Origin of the sequence: Psychromonas hadalis ATCC BAA-638 (genome assembly GCF_000420245.1) — a bacterium.
Lineage (GTDB): Bacteria > Pseudomonadota > Gammaproteobacteria > Enterobacterales > Psychromonadaceae > Psychromonas > Psychromonas hadalis.
Map to the genome: position 1 here is coordinate 1 of NZ_ATUO01000040.1, position 20,473 is coordinate 20,473.

16 protein-coding genes are annotated in these 20,473 nt (G+C 40.7%); 1 reads left to right on the forward strand and 15 read right to left on the reverse strand.

Translation table 11 applies throughout. From position 1 onward, the window contains the following. Together secA and G322_RS0106920 are read right to left on the reverse strand one after the other, a co-directional pair. Positions 1 to 2,653 (reverse strand): preprotein translocase subunit SecA (gene secA / locus G322_RS0106915; protein WP_022941077.1); only part of this gene is annotated, 2,653 nt, incomplete at its 3' end. 133 nt (positions 2,654 to 2,786) lie between these two features. After that, entirely contained in the window at positions 2,787 to 3,710 is a 924-nt protein-coding gene (locus G322_RS0106920; protein WP_022941078.1) for a M23 family metallopeptidase, read from the reverse strand. Positions 3,711 to 3,737: 27 nt separating this feature from the next. Between G322_RS0106920 and G322_RS24525 the strand changes: the two genes are divergently transcribed. After that, the gene (locus G322_RS24525) at positions 3,738 to 4,193 is read left to right on the forward strand and encodes a DUF721 domain-containing protein (protein WP_022941079.1); all 456 of its coding nucleotides are present in this window, start codon (positions 3,738 to 3,740) and stop codon (positions 4,191 to 4,193) included. A gap of 76 nt (positions 4,194 to 4,269) precedes the next feature. On the opposite strand, the gene lpxC is transcribed toward G322_RS24525, so the two are convergent. From lpxC to G322_RS0106990, 13 genes are all read right to left on the reverse strand, one after another. Then, the gene (lpxC, locus tag G322_RS0106930; RefSeq protein WP_022941080.1) at positions 4,270 to 5,196 is read right to left on the reverse strand and encodes a UDP-3-O-acyl-N-acetylglucosamine deacetylase; all 927 of its coding nucleotides are present in this window, start codon (positions 5,194 to 5,196) and stop codon (positions 4,270 to 4,272) included. A gap of 106 nt (positions 5,197 to 5,302) precedes the next feature. Continuing rightward, positions 5,303 to 6,499, reverse strand: a complete 1,197-nt coding sequence (gene ftsZ / locus G322_RS0106935) for a cell division protein FtsZ (RefSeq protein ID WP_022941081.1) — start codon at positions 6,497 to 6,499, stop codon at positions 5,303 to 5,305. A gap of 39 nt (positions 6,500 to 6,538) precedes the next feature. Next, the gene (gene ftsA / locus G322_RS0106940) at positions 6,539 to 7,783 is read right to left on the reverse strand and encodes a cell division protein FtsA (protein WP_022941082.1); all 1,245 of its coding nucleotides are present in this window, start codon (positions 7,781 to 7,783) and stop codon (positions 6,539 to 6,541) included. A gap of 36 nt (positions 7,784 to 7,819) precedes the next feature. Then, complete coding sequence (locus tag G322_RS0106945; protein ID WP_022941083.1) at positions 7,820 to 8,554, reverse strand: cell division protein FtsQ/DivIB; 735 nt, start codon at positions 8,552 to 8,554, stop codon at positions 7,820 to 7,822. 10 nt (positions 8,555 to 8,564) lie between these two features. Next, a complete protein-coding gene (locus tag G322_RS0106950; protein WP_022941084.1) occupies positions 8,565 to 9,485 on the reverse strand; it encodes a D-alanine--D-alanine ligase in 921 nt (306 codons plus the stop codon). Beyond that, positions 9,485 to 10,945: a UDP-N-acetylmuramate--L-alanine ligase gene (gene murC / locus G322_RS0106955; RefSeq protein WP_022941085.1), complete on the reverse strand. Its 1,461-nt coding sequence runs from the start codon at positions 10,943 to 10,945 to the stop codon at positions 9,485 to 9,487. Before murC ends, G322_RS0106950 begins: the two co-directional genes overlap by 1 nt. Before the next feature lie 20 nt (positions 10,946 to 10,965). Then, positions 10,966 to 12,066 (reverse strand): undecaprenyldiphospho-muramoylpentapeptide beta-N-acetylglucosaminyltransferase, encoded by a 1,101-nt coding sequence (murG, locus tag G322_RS0106960; protein ID WP_022941086.1) that lies wholly within the window; start codon positions 12,064 to 12,066, stop codon positions 10,966 to 10,968. Further along, a complete protein-coding gene (ftsW, locus tag G322_RS0106965) occupies positions 12,056 to 13,273 on the reverse strand; it encodes a putative lipid II flippase FtsW (protein WP_022941087.1) in 1,218 nt (405 codons plus the stop codon). Before ftsW ends, murG begins: the two co-directional genes overlap by 11 nt. After that, on the reverse strand, positions 13,273 to 14,610 hold the full coding sequence (gene murD, locus G322_RS0106970; RefSeq protein WP_022941088.1) for a UDP-N-acetylmuramoyl-L-alanine--D-glutamate ligase: 1,338 nt from the start codon (positions 14,608 to 14,610) through the stop codon (positions 13,273 to 13,275). Before murD ends, ftsW begins: the two co-directional genes overlap by 1 nt. A gap of 1 nt (position 14,611) precedes the next feature. Beyond that, on the reverse strand, positions 14,612 to 15,694 hold the full coding sequence (mraY, locus tag G322_RS0106975) for a phospho-N-acetylmuramoyl-pentapeptide-transferase (protein WP_022941089.1): 1,083 nt from the start codon (positions 15,692 to 15,694) through the stop codon (positions 14,612 to 14,614). 17 nt (positions 15,695 to 15,711) lie between these two features. Continuing rightward, positions 15,712 to 17,130 carry a UDP-N-acetylmuramoyl-tripeptide--D-alanyl-D-alanine ligase gene (locus tag G322_RS0106980; RefSeq protein WP_022941090.1) on the reverse strand — a complete coding sequence of 473 codons (1,419 nt, stop codon included), beginning with the start codon at positions 17,128 to 17,130 and terminating at the stop codon, positions 15,712 to 15,714. Further along, a complete protein-coding gene (gene murE / locus G322_RS0106985) occupies positions 17,127 to 18,644 on the reverse strand; it encodes a UDP-N-acetylmuramoyl-L-alanyl-D-glutamate--2,6-diaminopimelate ligase (RefSeq protein ID WP_022941091.1) in 1,518 nt (505 codons plus the stop codon). The genes G322_RS0106980 and murE overlap by 4 nt, the downstream gene beginning before the upstream one ends. Next, the gene (locus tag G322_RS0106990) at positions 18,634 to 20,472 is read right to left on the reverse strand and encodes a peptidoglycan D,D-transpeptidase FtsI family protein (RefSeq protein WP_022941092.1); all 1,839 of its coding nucleotides are present in this window, start codon (positions 20,470 to 20,472) and stop codon (positions 18,634 to 18,636) included. The genes murE and G322_RS0106990 overlap by 11 nt, the downstream gene beginning before the upstream one ends. Position 20,473: the final 1 nt, after the last annotated feature.

Sequence of the window (20,473 nt, forward strand, 5' to 3'; positions counted from 1 at the left end):
CTACTTTACGCGCTCCACGTACAAAAGGATCTGCCACGCTTTTATCATCAGCAGTTTGCTCACCATTTGAAGCTCCTGCATGTAACATCTCACGTTTTGCTTTTGCTTCAGCAATACGGCGTTGCTCTGCAATGGCTTCCACTTCCTCTTTGCTTTGTACTTGTACTTTAGAGAGAATGGTCACCACATCATGTTTTAAGTTATCTAACATTTCGATAAACATTTCAAGCGATTCACGTTTATATTCTTGCTTTGGATCTTTCTGTGCGTAACCACGTAAGTGAATACCTTGGCGTAGATGGTCCATTGACGCTAAATGCTCTTTCCACAAGGTATCAATGGTTTGTAACATCACAGACTTTTCAAAACCTGCAATGATCTCCTGACCCACTTGCTCTTTTTTCGCCACATAAACTTCTTTTGCATGGCTTAAAATATTCTCACGAATGGTCTCTTCCTGTAAGTTGGCATCATCAACTAACCATTGCTGAACAGGTAGTTCCACTAAAAAATCAGTTTTTAGTTTACGCTCAAGCCCTTCTAAGTCCCACTGCTCAGTGAGTGAATTCTGTGGTACATATTGGTTAACACAATCGTTGAATACATCATCCCAGATATCATTAATTGTTTCTGTTATCTCTTCACTATCCATCACGCCATTACGCTGCTGATAAACCACTTTACGTTGGTCATTAGCAACATCATCAAAATCAAGCAGTGATTTACGCATGTCAAAGTTACGACCTTCCACTTTACGTTGTGCATTTTCAATAGCACGCGTCACCCAAGGATGCTCAATCGCTTCACCATCTTCCATGCCTAATTTTTTCATCATGTTAGACACTTTTTCAGATGCAAAAATACGCATCAAGGAATCTTCCATTGACAGGTAGAAACGACTCTCGCCCGCATCGCCTTGACGACCAGCACGACCACGTAACTGGTTATCGATACGACGTGATTCATGGCGCTCTGTGCCGATGATATATAAACCACCTGCCTCTAACACCATTTTGTGATCCGCTTTCCAAATCAGTGTTTCTGCTTCAATTTCAGCCTCAGAGAGCTTACCTAACTTATCAAGACGCGCTTGTAAGTGACCACCTAATACAATATCGGTACCACGACCCGCCATATTGGTGGCAATAGTTACCGATCCTAATGCGCCCGCTTGGGCGATAATATCCGCTTCTTTTTCGTGGTGTTTTGCATTTAATACACTGTGTTTAATACCCGCTTTTTCCATCTGCAATGATAGAATCTCTGAGTTTTCGATAGAAACAGTACCAATTAACACTGGCTGACGACGCGCTAAACGTGCTTTGATATCAACGACAATCGCTTGATACTTTTCAACTTCAGTCAGGTAAACTAAGTCACCCCCATCTAAACGCACCATCGGTTTGTTGGTTGGGATAACAATGGTTTCTAAGCCATAGATAGATTGAAACTCAAAGGCTTCCGTATCTGCCGTACCGGTCATACCCGCTAATTTATCATATAAACGGAAGAAATTTTGAAAGGTGATTGATGCAAGCGTTTGATTTTCATTTTGAATCTCAACACCCTCTTTCGCTTCAACCGCTTGATGCAAACCTTCCGACCAACGACGACCAGGCATAGTACGACCCGTGTGCTCATCAACGATAACCACTTCACCTTGATCGGTGACAATGTATTCAACATCTTTTTCAAACAGGGTATGTGCACGTAGCGCCGCATTGGCGTGGTGTAGTAAACTAATGCTTGATGCAGAATAGAGCGATTGATCTTCTGCTAACAGACCACGATCTTGTAAAATTTTCTCTACTTTCTCTTGACCACGCTCTGTTAATAGCACCTGTTTGCTCTTTTCATCAATCGTGTAATCACCATCACCGATATATTCTTCCGTATCTTCTTTATCTTGCAAGGTTAACATCGGAATAACCGTGTTTAACTCATTGTAAAGGGTAGCATCACCGTCGGTAGGGCCAGAAATAATCAGTGGTGTACGTGCTTCATCAATCAAGATTGAATCAACTTCATCAATGATTGCATAATGTAATGGTTTCATTACTCGTTGCGAAGCTTCAAACGCCATATTGTCACGTAGATAATCAAAACCAAACTCGTTATTGGTACCGTAGGTAATATCAGCGGCATACGCTTCACGTTTTTCTTCGCCCTGCATTCCAGAAAGATTGATACCCACCGTTAATCCTAAAAATTCAAACAGTTTTGCATTCCACTGCGCATCACGTTTTGCAAGGTAATCATTGACGGTAATGACATGCACACCTTTACCCGTTAATGCATTAAGATAAGCGGGCAGTGTTGCGGTTAATGTTTTACCTTCACCAGTACGCATCTCTGCAATTTTATTTTCATTTAAGATAATGCCACCAATCAGCTGCACATCAAAATGACGCATACCAAAAACACGTATCGAGGCACTACGCACCACCGCAAATGCTTCAACTAAAAGTGTATCTAAACTTTCGCCAGACTCTACACGCTGCTTAAATTCAGCCGTTTTCGCTTTTAACTCCACATCTGATAGTGCCTCCATCTGTGGCTCTAACTTGTTGATTTCATCAACAATTTTACGCAGTTTTTTTAAGTAACGGTCATTGCGACTGCCTATTATTTTTGTTATTAGCTGTGTGATCATTTTATTTTTCTCATTGTTTTAAAATTAAATTCTTTTGCAACTATTCATCGTTGCCATTTAAGGCTATTTTATATAAAACACCTAAAATATTAACAGGTGCTAAGTCGTTACATTTTTTGTTGATTGTTCAGTTTTATCCCGCGATGCGGTGAATATAATAATCAGGATCGACCTGACGACCATTTTTTAATACTTCATAGTGAATATGTGGCCCAGTCGAGCGCCCTGTGCTCCCCATTACGGCAACCTGTTGCCCTTTACTGACAACGTCTCCGACACGAACGGTTAGCTCCAGCGCATGTGCATAACGTGTCACTAAACCATTACCATGGTGTAACTCCACCATTAAACCGTAACCACCTCTTTTTCCTGATTCAGTGACCACACCAGCAGCAGTAGCAATAAGAGGCATTCCCGTAGGGCCTGCAATATCAACCCCCTTATGACGTCTCATCTTTCCTGAAAATGGGTCTTTGCGGGTTCCATACAGTGAGGAGATCCAAGATCCTTTACCTCTTACTGGTCGACCGGATATAAATAACTCATCAGACAGATGGCGATTGTTAAGGGCAATTTCAAGGCGCTTGAGTTGTTTTTCTTTTTTTATTAGCGTTAGATCCATGTTTTCAATGCGATTTAATAGCAGTAAAGATTGAAAACGATCACTTTCTGCACCCTTTTCTATTTTTCCGTCGATCAGAGGTATATCAAAATCAAACTCCTCTTTTGGCAATTTTGATTTTTCAATTAAACGTTCACCCAACATATTTAAACGACCAATGGTTGCTTCTAACTTCCCCACTTTTTCACTTAAAATAATGAGTTTTTCATCACTCTGGGTTTTGATCAGTTGTAGGTATTTATCTTTACTAATATCGTGCTCATTAAGCGCTGTTATTTTAAATAATGCCAGTTGATTTTTGTAATGTGATTGAATAAACCAAGTGCTAGCAGCAAACAGGATGATAAACAGCAGAGGAATAAGCAGAAACCTGTTTTTTGTGAAGGAAAAAGTATGATCTGTTTCCTCTCTTGAATAGATTACCGTTATACTCATAATATGAATTCACTATTGAAAATATAAATGAATAGAAGCCGACAGCCTAAACCAATCAGTCAACTGCTTAAAAAAAGCAGTTCGCTCTATGATCTTCCTCTATTCACGAAGCTTGATAGTTTACTACAAAGTTTTTTGAAACAACATAATATCAAGGGTTGTAGGGTAGGAAATTTAAAAAATGGGAGCTTGCTTATAGAAATCCCTAACGCTAATTGGATGATGCGCTTGCAATTTATGCGCAATGATCTACTTAGTCATTTACGACAAGCTTCCCCTGGTTTACTAAAAATCAATATTAAGGTAAATCCGCATTTATCCGTCAATAAAAAAAACATTAGAACCACAAAAACCCGTAAGAAAATTCGCGCGAGTAAAATGCCAACGGATGTTGCTGAGTCATTTTTAGCACTGGCAGAAGAGGCAGATCCTGAACTTAAAAAAGCATTACAATCTTTAGCAGAATACTCAAAAAAAGGCTAAAAAAAATCCTGTTATATAACAGGATTTTTTAAAATTGCCTTTTTAGGTTTCATAACGAAATAAATTCCGCTCTCATTTAGAATGCGAATACAGGCTCAATATATTGTACAGGAGATTCACTGACAGGCTCTTCAAATGTGACCATTTCCCACGCATCTTCATCCGCAAGTAACGCGCACAATAATTTATTATTCAGTGCATGACCTGTTTTAAACGCTTTTAGATGTCCTAAAATGGTGTAACCGGAAAGATATAAGTCACCAATTGCATCTAATACTTTATGTTTTACAAATTCATCTTCATAGCGTAAGCCATCTGGGTTTAATACCCGAAACTCATCTAAACCAATGGCGTTATCTAGGCTAGCGCCTAACGCAAGGTTATTCGCTTGTAACTGCTCGACATCACTCATGAAACCAAAGGTTCTCGCACGGCTAATCTCTTTTACAAACAGATCGCCTGAGAATTGCATCTCAATGTGTTGATTTTGCCCTTCAAAAACAGGGTGGTCGAAATCAATTTTAAAATCTAAACTAAAACCGTTATTTGATGGTTGTAACTCAGCAAACTTGCCCTCTTTTTTATCTTCAACACGAACAGTCTTTTTAACGCGAATAAACTTTTTTGGCGCATTAAGTTCTTCAATACCAGCAGACTGTAATAGGAAGATAAATGGACTTGCACTGCCATCCATAATTGGAATTTCAGGCGCATCAACATCAATAATAATATTATCAATACCAAGACCTGCAAGTGCAGCTGAAAGATGTTCAACGGTCGATATTTTTTGACCTTCATCATTAACAAGACAAGTACACAATAGGGTCTCTTGTACCGCTTGAGCATGCGCTTTAAAGCTCACCACTGGGTCAAGATCAATACGACGGTAAACAATGCCTGCATTTGCAGGTGCAGGATGCAACTCAATAGTTACTTTATTTCCTGAATGCAAACCAATACCAGTTGACTTAACACTTTGTTTTAATGTTCTTTGTTTTATCATCGTAGCCCCTTCGTACTTGCTATATCTATCATTGTAACACAATAACAGTTTGTGATGCACATCACAAACAAGTCATTGCAATGAGCATCGATGTTACAAATTGTTACTAATCTGCTTGTTTACGTAAGAAAGCAGGGATATCTAAATAACTGCCTTCCGCTTTAGCCACCGCTGGTTTTTTATCTTCAACAGCAGTCTCTGCAAGCACTGTTTCTGTGTTCGCTTCTGCAACAATATCAGAACTCATTTCAGCTTCTGTTTTAAGTGTTGGATTCTTTACGACCGTTAAATCTGATAGGCGTTCACCCAGACCGGTCACAATGACAGTGACATGTAACTCGCCACTGTCAATGGTTGGATCAACCGTGACACCAATAATGATCTGTGAGTCTTCAGATGCAAATTCACGCAACGCATCACCCACTGTTTCATATTCATCCCACGCAAAATCCATGCCTGCAACAATATGTACTAATACACCACGTGCATTAGAAAGATCAACATCTTCAAGTAGTGGGCATGAAATAGCTTGCTCTACAGCATCCTCTGCACGCTCTTCACCTGATGCGATGCCAATCCCCATTACAGCCGTTGTACCCGCTTCAGTCATGACCGTGCGTACATCTGCGAAATCGATGTTAATGGTACTCTCTTCATTATTAATAATGGCAGAGAACCCAGAAACAGCATCGTATAACACGCCATTAGCGGCCTCTAATGCGCCAAGGAAAGTAACCCCTTTAGGCAGTGATTTTTGCAATTTGTCATTAGGTATAATAAGCAGAGAGTCAATATGCTCTGATAAGCGTAAAATACCTTGGTTTGCATAATTGATACGCTTTTTGCCCTCAAAAAATGAAGGTTTTGAAACCACACCAATAGTTAATGCGCCAAGTTCTTTAGCCACTTCAGCCACAACGGGTGAAGCACCCGTACCCGTACCACCGCCCATGCCCGCGGCGATAAACACAACATCAGCTCCTTCAAGCAATTCACGAATGGTTTCTTTATCTTCAAGTGCGGATTTATAACCCACCTCCGGGTTCGCCCCAGCACCCAGACCATTAGTAATTGACACGCCAAGCTGCAGACGAATACTTGCTTTTGACTTACGCAATGCTTGCGCATCGGTATTCATCACAATAAATTCGGCGCCTTGCAACCCTTGGTCGATCATATGGTTGACAGCATTACCGCCACCACCACCCACACCAACGACTTTAATTACGGCTTGTTGTACATGCTCTTCATCAACTATTTCAAACATTTGCTGTTTTTCCACTTTGTTTAAATCTTCAGACATAAAATGCCTCCATCGGTATCTAAGATAACGCCATACCCACTAATATTCTTTTTTTATCCAACTTTTAACTTTACTTAAAAATTGGCTAAAACGATTTTCTTCTGGCTCTTCCTGGCCTTCGCTATATTCATCATTTTTATAGCGCAACAGCCCTAATGCTGTTGAATAAGCAGGGGAGGCAATATCATTCGCCAACCCTTGTACATTTCGTGGTATACCAATACGTACTTGTATATTATCAAAAACTTGCTCTGCGACTTCAACCAATCCACTAATTTGTGCGCCTCCGCCCGTTATCACTATACCTGCTGCCAGCTGTTGCTTCAATCCATCCGCATCAAAAGCACAACCTAGCTTATATAACTCTTTTTTAACGAGTCCCAATAACTCACTGTAACGAGGCTCAATCACGTCCACTAGGGTATGGCGCTCTAATGAGCGACTTGCTCGACCACCAACGCTGGGTAGTTCAATCATCTCATCTGAGCGAATATTGTCGCGCGATAAACTGCCATACTTAATTTTAACCTCTTCAGCAGAGGCAGGTGGCGCACTAAATGCAATCGCAATATCATTAGTGACTGAGTTTCCCGCATAATCTAATACACTGCTATGACGTAATGCGCCTGCTAAATAGACAGAGATATCCATTGTACCTCCCCCTATATCAACCATGCAAACACCGAGCTCTTTCTCATCGTCACTTAATATGGCGGTACTTGATGCCACGCCAGAGAAGGTCAGTTGATCAACATTTAAATTACAGCGTTCAACCGCTTTTTCTAAATTTTTCACTAGATCGTTGTGGCAGGTTATCAAATGCACATCTGCTTTTAACTTAACGCCAGATAGACCGAGTGGGTTGTTGATGCCACTTTGAGAGTCAATCGAATACTGCTGTGGTATCACATGCAATAAACGTTGGTCATCACGCAATTTAATAGAACAGGCATTATGAATCACACTTTCGATATCAAATGCACTTACTTCATCAGCATGTATCGCCCATGTACCCGATTCATTTAACGATTCGATATGTGAGCCTGAAATAGATAAACTCACAGAAGATACTTGGCAATCTGCCATCTCTTCTGCGCGTTTTAATGCTTTTTTAATCGCAATAACCACTGTGTCTAAATCAGTAACCGCACCTTTATCAACCCCTTTTGAAGAGGCTTCACCTATACCAACAATATTAATCTGCTCATCAGCTAACTGCTCACCAATTAAAACAACAATTTTATGGCTACCAATATCTAAACCAACGGTGTAATTACTTTCCATACGCTTGTTATACCTTAAACCATATTAATTAATTGACTAATTATCGTTTTTCCAACCTATCGCAAAGCCTGTATCATAGCGTAAATCGATATAGTCGATCTTATTCATATCATATTTTTTATCTATTAAGGGATAGACAGTTAAGAACTGCTGGATCCTATCCAACTTCTGCTCTTTACCTAAACGTAATAAAATACCATTATCTAAGGTTAATGAGGTGGATTGACGTTGATCACTGCTTAATGACGTGATGCCAAATTTACCCACTTTTAACAATTGATGTAACTTCATATAAGTGGTTAATACGTCATTTGCTTGCTCGTCATTACCATACAATGCTACATACTGTTGCATTGTCGAATCAGGTGGCGCATTCACGATTTCACCAAAACGATTTAACAACGCATTATCATTCCAAATTGCGACAATTGATTGCTCAACCACATGAATTTTTAGGGTTTCTGGCCAACGTTTACGAATTGAAACAGAATAAACCCAAGGCATTTCCTCTAGCTCTTTTTGTATTTGAGCAATTTCAACAGTGAAGAAGTTAAGCCTATCTTCCTGTCTGATTAACACCGCACGTACTTTTTCAAAAGTAATATGGGTATCATTACCGGTTAAAATCAGCGCATTTAGCGGCACCGACTTTTGGTCTGTTAACCAATTTTTTAAATTAAAGTAACTCCATTGCAACAGATAAAGTAGTGCAATAAAGAAAAATATACTTATCCATTTTGCTAACGTTATCTGTTTAAGTTTTTTCCACATTACGATTAACTTATAGAGTTTGCTTGAGAATGGCAAAGACCAGTTGCTCAAAACTATAACCCGCTTGTTTGGCGGCTTTGGGCACTAAACTAGTGGGTGTCATACCCGGTACGGTATTTACCTCAAGCAGTTTCCAATTACCCTGTTCATCCAACATGAAATCAACTCTTCCCCAACCACTACAACCGATAGCGCTAAAGGCTTCAGTGGCAATCTTATTTAATTCTGCTAATTTTTTCTCTTCTAATCCACAAGGACAAAAATATAACGTGTCAGTGGATTGATATTTTGCTTGATAATCATAAAACTCATTGCTGGTCTGCATACGAATAGCAGGTAACGTTTCACCATTAAGCATGGCAACGGTAAAATCTTGCCCTGTTATCCATGACTCTAACATAACTTTATTATCAAATTTAAACGCTTCGTGCAATGCATCGATTAACTGTACGACATTGCTGACTTTTGCCATACCAATGCTTGATCCTTCATTAACAGGCTTTACCATCACAGTACCAGATAAGCGCGCTAGTATAGTGGCACACTGCGTTTCATCAAAGCTTTCTTTGAGGATGATTTGATAATTTGCAGTGGGAAGCTGATAACTCTGCCAGATTTGCTTGGTTTTTGATTTATCCATCGCGATAGCAGAGCTTAAAACATCACAACCTGTAAAAGGTATACCCAGTGTCGTAAGGAAACCTTGGATCACGCCATCTTCACCACCACGACCGTGTAAAGCAATAAAAGCTCGATCAAATCCCTGCTTTTTAAGCTGACTAATATCATCAATTTTAGGATCGACTGCAATTGCATTAATACCCTGTGAGACGAGTGCCTTTAATACCGCGTTACCCGATGCCAAAGACACCTCACGCTCAGCACTAAATCCACCCAACAAAACCGCCACTTTACCAAAATCAACTTGCATTATGATTGACCTACCTGTTTCATTTTTTCGATATCAAGCTTTAACTCTGCTAAGGTTTTTACCACTGCGCCAATATTACCCGCGCCTTGTGTTAACACCAGATCACCTTCACCAATGACCTGTGCAAGCATCGCAGGGAGTGCCTCAGGAGACGCAACAAAAATAGGCTCTTTGCCACTATGCTGACGGATAGTGCGACATAAAGAGCGACTATCGGCACCAGCAATAGGCGTTTCACCTGCTGAATAAACATCTAACAGTAACAATTGGTCAACCTGTGCTAAAACATGCGCAAAATCTTCATAAAGATCACGTGTACGTGTATAACGATGGGGCTGATACGCCATCACTAAACGTTTTTCAGGCCAACCTGCACGCACAGCATCAATGGTTGCTTGTACCTCTGTTGGGTGATGACCGTAATCATCAACCAACATCACTTTACCGTTACCTGTTTCAAATTCACCATATTGCTCAAAACGGCGACCAATACCCTCAAATTCAGAAAGTGCCTCAATAATCGCTTCATCACTGACTTCATCTTCCATTGCCACGGCAATAGCGGCTGCTGCATTTAATGCATTATGTTTACCGGGCAGATTTAGCTTAATTTTCATATCCGCTTTGTTGACACGATGGACAAGAAATTCACAACGGCTCTTCGATTGTTTAAATTGTGAGATGCGAATATCCGCTTTTTCGTGAAAACCATAAGTCACACACTGCCTTGCAAAACGAGGAATGAGTTCTTCAATAACGGCATCATCTAAGCAAACAACAGCAGTCCCATAAAAAGGTAAGTTTTGAATAAACTGCACAAATGTATCTTTTAATATCTCGAAGCTACCTTGATAAGTCTCCATATGATCTGCTTCAATATTGGTCACCACAGAGATCATCGGTTGCAGATGTAAAAATGAGGCATCACTCTCATCAGCTTCTGCGATTAAATAACGGCTTTGACCTAATTTTGCATTGGTACCTGCACTATTTAATAAGCCGCCAATCACAAACGTTGGATCTAAACCTGCTTGCCCATAAATACTGGCAATTAAACTTGTGGTCGTGGTTTTCCCATGTGTGCCAGCAACCGCAACACCGTGGCGATAACGCATCAACTCAGCAAGCATCTCAGCACGACGAACAACGGGAATACGTGCTTGCTCAGCGGCTAACAGTTCAGGGTTTTCAGGGTTGATCGCAGTGGAAACGACCACCACTGACGCACCATATATATTTTCTTGTTGATGACCGATAAAAATTTCAGCGCCTAATGAGCGTAATCGTTCTACCACAGGGTTCTCTGCAATATCAGAGCCTGTTATTTTATACCCCTCATAAGCAAGCACTTCTGCAATCCCGCCCATACCTGCGCCACCGATACCCACAAAGTGGATCTGTTTAACACGGCGCATCTCAGGGATCATGGTACGAATGTGTGTTAGGTTAATATTTTTCATAATAATTGATTACTTATATTTTATGGGTTAACGGTTTCTATACAGATAGTTGCAACTGACTCGGTTGCGCCAATCATGGCTGCTTTTTTACTGTTTTTAGACATCTCGACAAGTAACTGCCTATTTTGGCTGAATGCGTGTAAATAATCACTCAATTTTTTAACGTTTAACTGTTTTTGAGGGATTAACAGTGCAGCTTCTTTGTTCACTAAATCCTGTGCATTTTTAGTTTGGTGATCGTCTACCGCATGTGGCAACGGGATAAAAATGGCAGGTAAACCAACCACAGCTACCTCTGAAACGGTTAACGCCCCCGCACGACAGATAACCACATCTGCCCATGCATAACTTTTATCCATATCACTAATAAACGCTTGCAAATCAACTTGCACACCTATCTGTAAATCATATTGTTGATAAGCTTTTTTAACTTGCTGATAGTGTCCTTTTCCTGTTTGATGGATAACGGTTAACTTGTTTACTGGAAATTGTGCGACCACCTCTGGCAACAGATCATTTAATACTTTAGCTCCTAAACTCCCCCCAATCACTAGTACTTTTAAGGGTGATTGAGCCTCTGAGATAATTTTTTCAGGCAGTGTTAACACACTGATCCGAACAGGATTACCCACTAAAATAGCCTTTTCACACTCAAAAGCACCCGAAAACCCCATTAACACCTTTTTCGCAAAGTGAGATAAGAGTCGATTGGTCAGCCCAGCAGCTGCATTTTGCTCATGTAAAATAATAGGAATGCCTAATGTCCAGGCGGCGATGCCACCAGGCCCACTTGCGAAACCGCCCATGCCTAACACTAAATCCACTTTTCTTTTTTTCAGTACACGACGTGCTTGTAGTATCGATTTGATAATACGTAACGGTGCCATCAACAAGCGCTTTAAACCATTACCACGCACCCCTGCGATGTCGATAAAATCGATCTCATAACCATGCTCAGGTACCAATTGTGCTTCCATACGATCAGCCGTACCTAGCCAACTGACCTGCCAGCCCTGTTTTTTTAAATTGTCAGCAACAGCAAGCCCCGGAAAAACATGTCCACCAGTGCCACCCGCCATCACTAATAATGTTTTATTGGTTAATGTTTTTTTAGCGCTCATTTTCTATTTTCTCACTCTTTTGTTTTTTAGAGGCACTTTTTTTTAAACGCAGTGGAGAAGCTGCAATGCGTGTTTCAAAATCGATACGTAATAACAACGCGACAGCAATCGCAATAGAGATAAGACTCGAACCACCGTAACTCACCAAAGGCAGTGTTAATCCTTTAGTTGGTGCAATGCCGGAAGCCGCCCCTATATTTACCGCTGTTTGAAAAAAAAACCAGATAGCGATACCAATGGCAATATAACCGGAGAAAACCAAAGGTGTTTTTAGTGATAATGCCTTTTTACCAATAGAGAATGCACGATAAATCAGTACAAACTCTAGAATAATAACAATGCTTACCCCGATGAAACCAAGCTCCTCAGCAAGAATCGCCATAATAAAATCGGTATGTGCCTCAGGCAAATATTCCAATTTTTGTACTGAATTACCTAACCCTTGGCCAAACCACCCCCCTCGACCAAAAGCCATTAATGATTGTGTTAACTGGTAGCTACGCCCAAAAGGATCTGACCACGGATCTAAAAAACCAGTAACACGTGCCATGCGATACGGGGAATACACGGTCAATGCAACCACCGCAGCAAGCAGTGTAATGAGAATAGTAATGAAATTCATTAATTTGGCATTAGCAATAAACAGCATGCCCATCATGATCACCACAATAACCACGGTTGATCCGAGATCAGGTTGTAATAACAGAAAAAAAGAAAAAAGAAATAACACAAAAAGAGGTTTAATAAACCCTTTAGAGGACTCTATTACCTCCTTTTGATGGCGCTCTAAATAACTCGCTAAGAAGAGTATAATAGCCACTTTTGCAAATTCTGATGGTTGTACATTAATCGCCCCAAAACGTAACCACCGTACAGATCCATTAACTTCTGTACCAATCACAAACAGAGAAAGTAGCGCCACCAATGACAATATTAAAATCACAAGTTGCCGTTTATACCAAAAAGAGAGGGGGATATTCACCAACCCCGCAATCAAACCTAAACAGAGAAAAACATACAGCAGTTGCCGTTTTAGAAATCGAAAAGGATCATCTGAAAGTGCAATGCCCTCAGGAATCGACGCAGAAGCAACAATCACCAAACCGATCCCCATCAGAACAAGGACAGTCACAAAAAGGGGTTTATCGTAGGGTGCGTTTTTATCATCAAAAGAGATAACCGCATACAGCTTGCTCAAGATACTCATTAATCATTACCCAAAACAAGACGATTTATTAAACGTTTAAAATGATCGCCACGTGCCATAAAGTTGGGGTACATATCAAGGCTCGCACAAGCAGGGCTTAAGATAACTAAATCGCCCTCATTAACCTGTTCGATAATCTCTGCTATCGCCATCGGTAGATCATCAACCACTTTTGCATTAACAACAACTGCTTTAATGTTAGCTGCATCAGCACCAAAGCAGTAAATTCCACCTTTAATCTCTGTTAACACCGGAAGTAGCTCATTAAAATCAGCGCCTTTGCCTTCCCCGCCTAATATAAGGTGTACATCACCACTAATTATTGCGGATAATCCCCGTAACGCGGCTTGTGTCGCACCAATATTGGTTGCTTTCGAGTCGTTTATCCAACGTATACCTGCTGATTCTGCAACAAATTCACAGCGATGCTCAAGGCCACTGTAAGTCGTCAGGGTATTTAACATCGACGCCATTTTCAACCCCACCGCCTCACCGAGTGCAAGAGCCGCTAATGCGTTTAACCAGTTATGTTTACCACTGAGTTTTAGCTGCGTAACCGCTAATAAGTGTTGCTTTCCTTTGCTCAGGTAATATACGTTGTTAGCCGTTTTTTGAATATGATAGCGCGCATCTGTAAAACCAAAACTTTGCGTCGGCATGTTTTTATCAGCAACAAAAGTAAGCGAGTCTTCACTATTAAACAGCGCTAGTTTCGCTTGCTGATAGATAGTTTGTTTGGTCTCGATGTAGTGCTGATAAGAGTGGTATCTATCGAGGTGATCTTCACTGATATTTAAAATAGTGGCGATATCAGCATTTAACGAGCGTGTTGTTTCAAGTTGAAAGCTAGAAAGCTCTAAAATATAGAGTTTAATGTCAGGACAGAGCAAGTCTAACGCAGGGACACCAATATTACCGCCCACTGCCACTTTACAACCCGCCTCTACCGCCATCTCCCCCAGTAAACTGGTGACGGTACTTTTACCATTAGAGCCAGTAATAGTGACACATTTTGCATGTTGGTAAGCAGGTGTTTTCAATTTACGTGCAAACAGCTCAATATCACCAATGACTTCACTGCCAGACTCGATAGCAAACTGCACAGCATCGGTTGCCAGTGCAATACCCGGACTTGAAATAATCAGTGAAAATTCACAGAGCCGTTTTCCACAAAACGCGCCTTTTATTAAGCAGACACCCGAGGCGAGTTTATCTTCTCCCGGCGGTGCTTCACGCGTATCAAAGACACTCACCAGATACCCTTCTGCAAGCAGAAAATTAACCGTGGATAACCCTGTTAACCCTAATCCTAATACCGCGACTTTTTCTTGTTGCATATTAACGTACTTTCAAAGTAACAAGACCGATGAGCACCATCACAATAGTAATGATCCAAAAACGTACAATTACACGAGGCTCAGGCCAGCCTTTTTTCTCATAATGATGATGAATTGGTGCCATGCGGAAAATACGCTGTTTACGCATTTTATAAGAGCCGACTTGTAAAATAACTGAGAGCGTTTCAATCACAAAAATCCCGCCCATAATAACCAGTAAGATCTCTTGACGTACTAATACAGCAATCACGCCTAATAATGCACCTAATGCCAGTGAGCCAACATCGCCCATGAAAATTTGTGCAGGATAGGTATTAAACCATAAGAAACCAAGACCCGCACCAACAATGGTGCCACAAATAATCACCAGTTCACTGGCAAGTGGAATATAGGGAATATACAAATACTGTGCATAATTAACATGGCTGGTCAGGTATGCAATTAATGCAAAAGCGGCTGCCACCATCACCGTTGGCATAATAGCGAGGCCATCTAAGCCATCAGTTAAGTTAACCGCATTACTGCTACCGACCACGGTAAAATAAACTAACGGGATAAATAACCAACCAAGATAGGGCATATACTCTTTAAAGAAAGGCACAACAAAAGTTAACTCATCAGGTCTTGACGCAGTTAACATTAACACAATCGCCAATACTAATGCGGCCACTGATTGCCATAAATATTTCCAACGGGCAATCAAACCATCAGGGTGTTTACGCACGACTTTTAGGTAGTCATCCATAAATCCAATTGCGCCAAATACCAGCATCGTCGTAAGCACAATCCAAACATAGTGATTATCTAAACGCGCCCATAACAGGGTTGATAGCGTGATAGCAGCAAGAATCATCACCCCACCCATTGTTGGCGTTCCCGCTTTACTAAAATGTGATTCGGGGCCATCACCACGTACCACTTGACCAATCTGCATTTTTTGTAAAAACCGAATCAGTTTAGGTCCTATCCACAATGAGAAGGCTAACGCAGTTAATACTGCCATCACCATTCGCACAGACAGATAAGTGAGTACATTAAGAAATGTAAACTGACTTGAAAATAACTCTGCTAACCAAACTATCATGGGGTGATCCTATTCTATTACTGTATAGGTTGCTTAATATAAGCAACAATCTCTTCCATCTTAGTGCCACGAGAGCCTTTAACTAAGAGGGTCATTTTTTTATTCTGTTGTAAATACACTTTCAAATGGGCTTTTAGCCCCTCTTTTTCATTGAAATGCATCATTGTTTGTTTATCTGTTTTCTTCTCTATTTTTCCCATGAAGGTTTGCTGAGTAAATTTCGTCAGTTGACCCACAGTGAAGAGATTATCAATCCCTTTTTCTGCGGCATAAAGCCCAACACCACGATGTTCATCTTCTGCATACTTTCCAAGTTCGCCCATATCAGCAAAAATTAAGGTTTTTTCACCACGACAGTGTGTGAGCAGATCAATCGCCGCCTTGAGTGATGCAGAGTTGGCATTATAGGTATCATCAATCACGGTTATTTTGTCACTCACTTGGCAACTATTAACCCGACCAGCGACTTCTTTAAGTATTTTCAAACCTTGGCTAATGATACTTAATTCACAACCTAACACAATTGCCATTGCGCTGGCAGCCAGCGCATTACTGACATTATGTTTGCCCGCAAGGTTAAGTGATACAGACTCGGTTTGTTGTAGATAGTTCAAACTAAAGGTTGCACGTCCTAATTCATCATATTGAATATTTGACGCAAATAGGTTGGCAGTGACCTCACTTTGCGAGAAAGTAAATAGGTGGCTTTGCTGTTTATGAAGCTGCTGAATATAATCGTCTGCAAATTTTGCATCAAGATTAACAATGCCCGTGCCCTCGGTTGTTAGGCTTGACCAAATTTCACCTTTGGTTTTAGCCACCCCCTCAATCGAGCCGAAACCCTCAAGGTGTGCAGGCATAACATTGTTGATAAGCGCAACATTAGCTTTTACCAAATTGGCCGTATAAGCAATTTCACCTTGATGATTTGCCCCCAACTCCAGCACCGCAAAACGACTCTGCTCTGTTAAGCGCAAGAGGGTCAGTGGTACACCAATATCATTATTAAAATTACCCGCGGTTGATAATACTGAATTTTCAGCGCGACTAAAACAATTTAAAATAGCACTTAGCATCTCTTTGGTGGTTGTTTTACCATTACTACCCGTAATAGCGACGCATTTTAGGTGAGCTATTTTAGATTTAACATAAGCGGCTAATAAACCCAGTGCGATACGGGTATCTTTTACTAAAATGGAAGGTAATATTGAACGATGTTGTTGATGAACAATAAGTGCCTTTGCACCTGATTGCCTCGCCTCTTCAATAAATTGATGCGCATCAAAGCGCTCGCCCTGCAAAGCCAAAAATAGACAACCTTGTTGAATATGACGGGTATCAGTACAAACACGGTCTATGGTATTTTCTAACGCATTACTATTGAGCAACTTGCCATCTATTGCCAGTGCTATTTCAGCAAGGGTCAATGGGATCATAAATTAGCCTTTTGGTTTTCTAACAGTTGTAACGAGACTAATAAGACTCTATCACTATAATCGATACGTAAATTACCCATAATTTGGTAATCTTCATGCCCTTTGCCCGCCACTAAAATCAGATCATTATCTTGGCTCTGTTTTAACAGCTTAACAATGGCTTCTTTTCTATCATGAATACAATCAACTAATTCAGGTTGTTTAAAGCCTAACAAAATATCGTTCATTATCTGTGAAGCAGACTCGGTGCGAGGGTTATCATCAACTAAAATAACCCTATCTGCAAAAGCTTCAGCTACTTTTGCCATTTCAGGGCGTTTTCCTTTATCTCTGTCACCGCCACAACCAAAAACGCAGGTTAAACGACCGCTTTTAGTGTGTTTTTTAAGTGCGACAAGTGCTTTTTCTAATGCATCGGGCGTATGTGCATAATCCACCACAAAGGTAGTCTTTTTAGCGCTAAAGTTATATTGCTCCATGCGCCCTGCCACGGGATCTAATAATGGAATGATTTTTTCAATCTCGGTAATATAAAAACCATCTACAAGCAATTGGGTAATAACAGCAGCTAAATTAGCAACATTAAAATCACCATAAAAGGGGGCAGATATTTTTCCATCACCCCAAGAAGAGTTAAATTCAAAGGTTAACCCTTTTGCCTGATAATGCACATCACTCACAGCAAGATAACGGTGCGAAGGGGTTTTGTTACCCTTAGCGCTATAACTGATCGCATCGCTATACTCAGCAAGCCAAGTAGCGCCTATTTTATCATCAAGATTAATAATACGTTGCTCAATAGGAAACTCATCAAACAGAATTTTTTTTGCATCAGCATACGCTTGCATGGTGCCATGATAATCGAGGTGGTCACGACTTAGATTAGTAAAAATGGCGCTATGAAAAGGTAAGGCACTCACTCGTCCCTGTATCAGCCCATGAGAAGAAACCTCCATCAGCGTATATTTTGCCCCCTGCCATTGATAATCATTGAGGCATGCAAAAATAGAAAGCGCATCAAGGGTGGTATTTAAACTGCTACTTAGCTCACCAAACAGGCCATTGCCAATGGTGCCCATCTGTGCACTTTTTTGATTTAATAACGTTAAGCTATTGGCTAATAAACTAGCAATAGTTGTTTTACCATTAGTGCCAGTGATCGCAATAACCTTATGGCAATCTTGCTCTGGAAAATAGAAACGATAAGCTAGCTCACTGAGTATTTTACTTAACTGATAAAAATGAATAATCATCACATCATTTTGATGGCTGATTAAAGCATGTTTATCTGCTTGCTTCGTTTCCGATAAAACCACGCAAGCCCCTGCAGTGATCGCCTTTTCAATAAATAGACGGCCGTCTAACAGAGCCCCCTGTAGCGCAACAAACAGATCACCTTTTTTCACATGACGGCTATCCAGCGTCATACCAGAGATAAGCGCAGAGGAAAACTCAGTCGATGTTAACCAGGGTGAGAGCAATGCCTTTAGTGGGTGAGTTATTTTATTGGGCATCGTTGAGTTGATCCAATAAAGTATAACGTGTTTGCTCATCATCAGGACGAACATGGCTTAATAACAGCGCACTTTGCATCACAGCAGAAAATACAGGTGCTGCAACATCACCCGCATAATACCTATCTCCTTGGGGCTCATTAATCATGACCACAATAGAGAAACGTGGATCGCTGGCAGGCGCAAGTCCTGCAAAAATAGCAATATAATCATCACCATAACCACCCGCTTCAGCTTTACGTGAGGTACCTGTTTTGCCTGCAATGCGATAACCTTGCACTTTTGCTTTACGCGCAGTGCCCCCTTGTTGACTAACGCCTTCCATCATATGCACCACTTGTAAGGCGATATTTCTTGGAATAACTTGTTCGCCTTCAATAGGGTTGGGTGTTTTTAAAATAGTGATAGGATATGACTTACCACCACTGCCTAAAATAGCATACGCTTTGGCAATTTGCAGTGTGGTCGCGGTAATACCATAACCAAATGACATGGTGGCCAATTCAAAATCTGACCAACGATGGCGCAGAGGTAAACGTCCAACACTTTCACCAATCAGGCCAATACCGGTATCATTACCTAAACCAAAATCTGCAAATGTTTGTTGTAACTGCCCAGGTTTTAGACGCAGTGCAAGTTTACTGACGCCAATATTGCTGGATTTTTTTAAGATCATTGCCAAATTAATTTTACCGAGATTTCTGCCATCACGAACACGCCGTCCGCCTAAATACATCCAACCAGGTGAAGTGTCGATCACTTCATCAATATCGGTTTTTTTATAAATAAGCGCACTGGCAATGACAAAAGGTTTAACCGTTGATCCCGGCTCAAAAGTATCAGTAATCGCCCTGTTTCTTAACTTATAGGGTTGATATTGGCTACGATCATTAGGATTAAAAGAGGGATAGTTTGCCATCGCATAGATTTCCCCCGTATGCACATCTAATACCACCACCGAGCCAGAAGTTGCTTTGTGAATTTTAATAGCACGTTTTAGCTGACTATAAGCAACCGCTTGAATACGTTGATCAATACTAAGCTGAAGATTACCCGCCGCTTTTTTCTTGGTTAACACTTCAATATCATCAATGACATTACCTAACCTATCTTTACGTACCCGTTTTTTTCCTGTTTGCCCTTGTAAAAAACGGTTATAACTTTTTTCTATTCCCTCAATACCTTGTGCGTCCAGATCTGTCAGGCCAATAATATTGGCATTAATTTCACCCGTTGGATAATAACGGTGTGACTCTAATTGGTTGGCGATACCCGCTAATTTTAACTGCTTAATATAATCAACAATCGGCACATTCACTTGGCGTTTAAGGTACACAAATCGAGCCTTGGGTTTTTTAACTATTTGCACCAGCTTTTCAAATTTAATATCAAGTACTTCTGCTAATGCAGGCCATTTTTTCGATTCAAAAAACTTTTTCTTACTGTACCTTATTTTCCCTGTGCGTTTACTTTCTACGCCACTCGCTTGCCACTCTTCATCGGTAAACGCATAGGCTTTTTTAACCGCTTTAGGGTCAACCCATATTGCATAAGCAGGCACACTAATGGCTAACTCTTCACCATTACGATCAGAGATATTACCACGGTGGGTAACCGATTTAGTCACTCGTAAACTGCGTTTATCCGCCTCATTGGTAAGATAATCAGGCTCAATAATTTGGATATAAGCAAGACGAGTGATCAGTAACATTGCAATAACAGCGACGGTAATTGAGACAAACCAAAAACGCCACGGTGAAAAAGAGTGATATACCTTCCGTGGCTGTGCTTGCTGCGCTCTTTTTTTTCTATTTGAATTGCGTTTCATT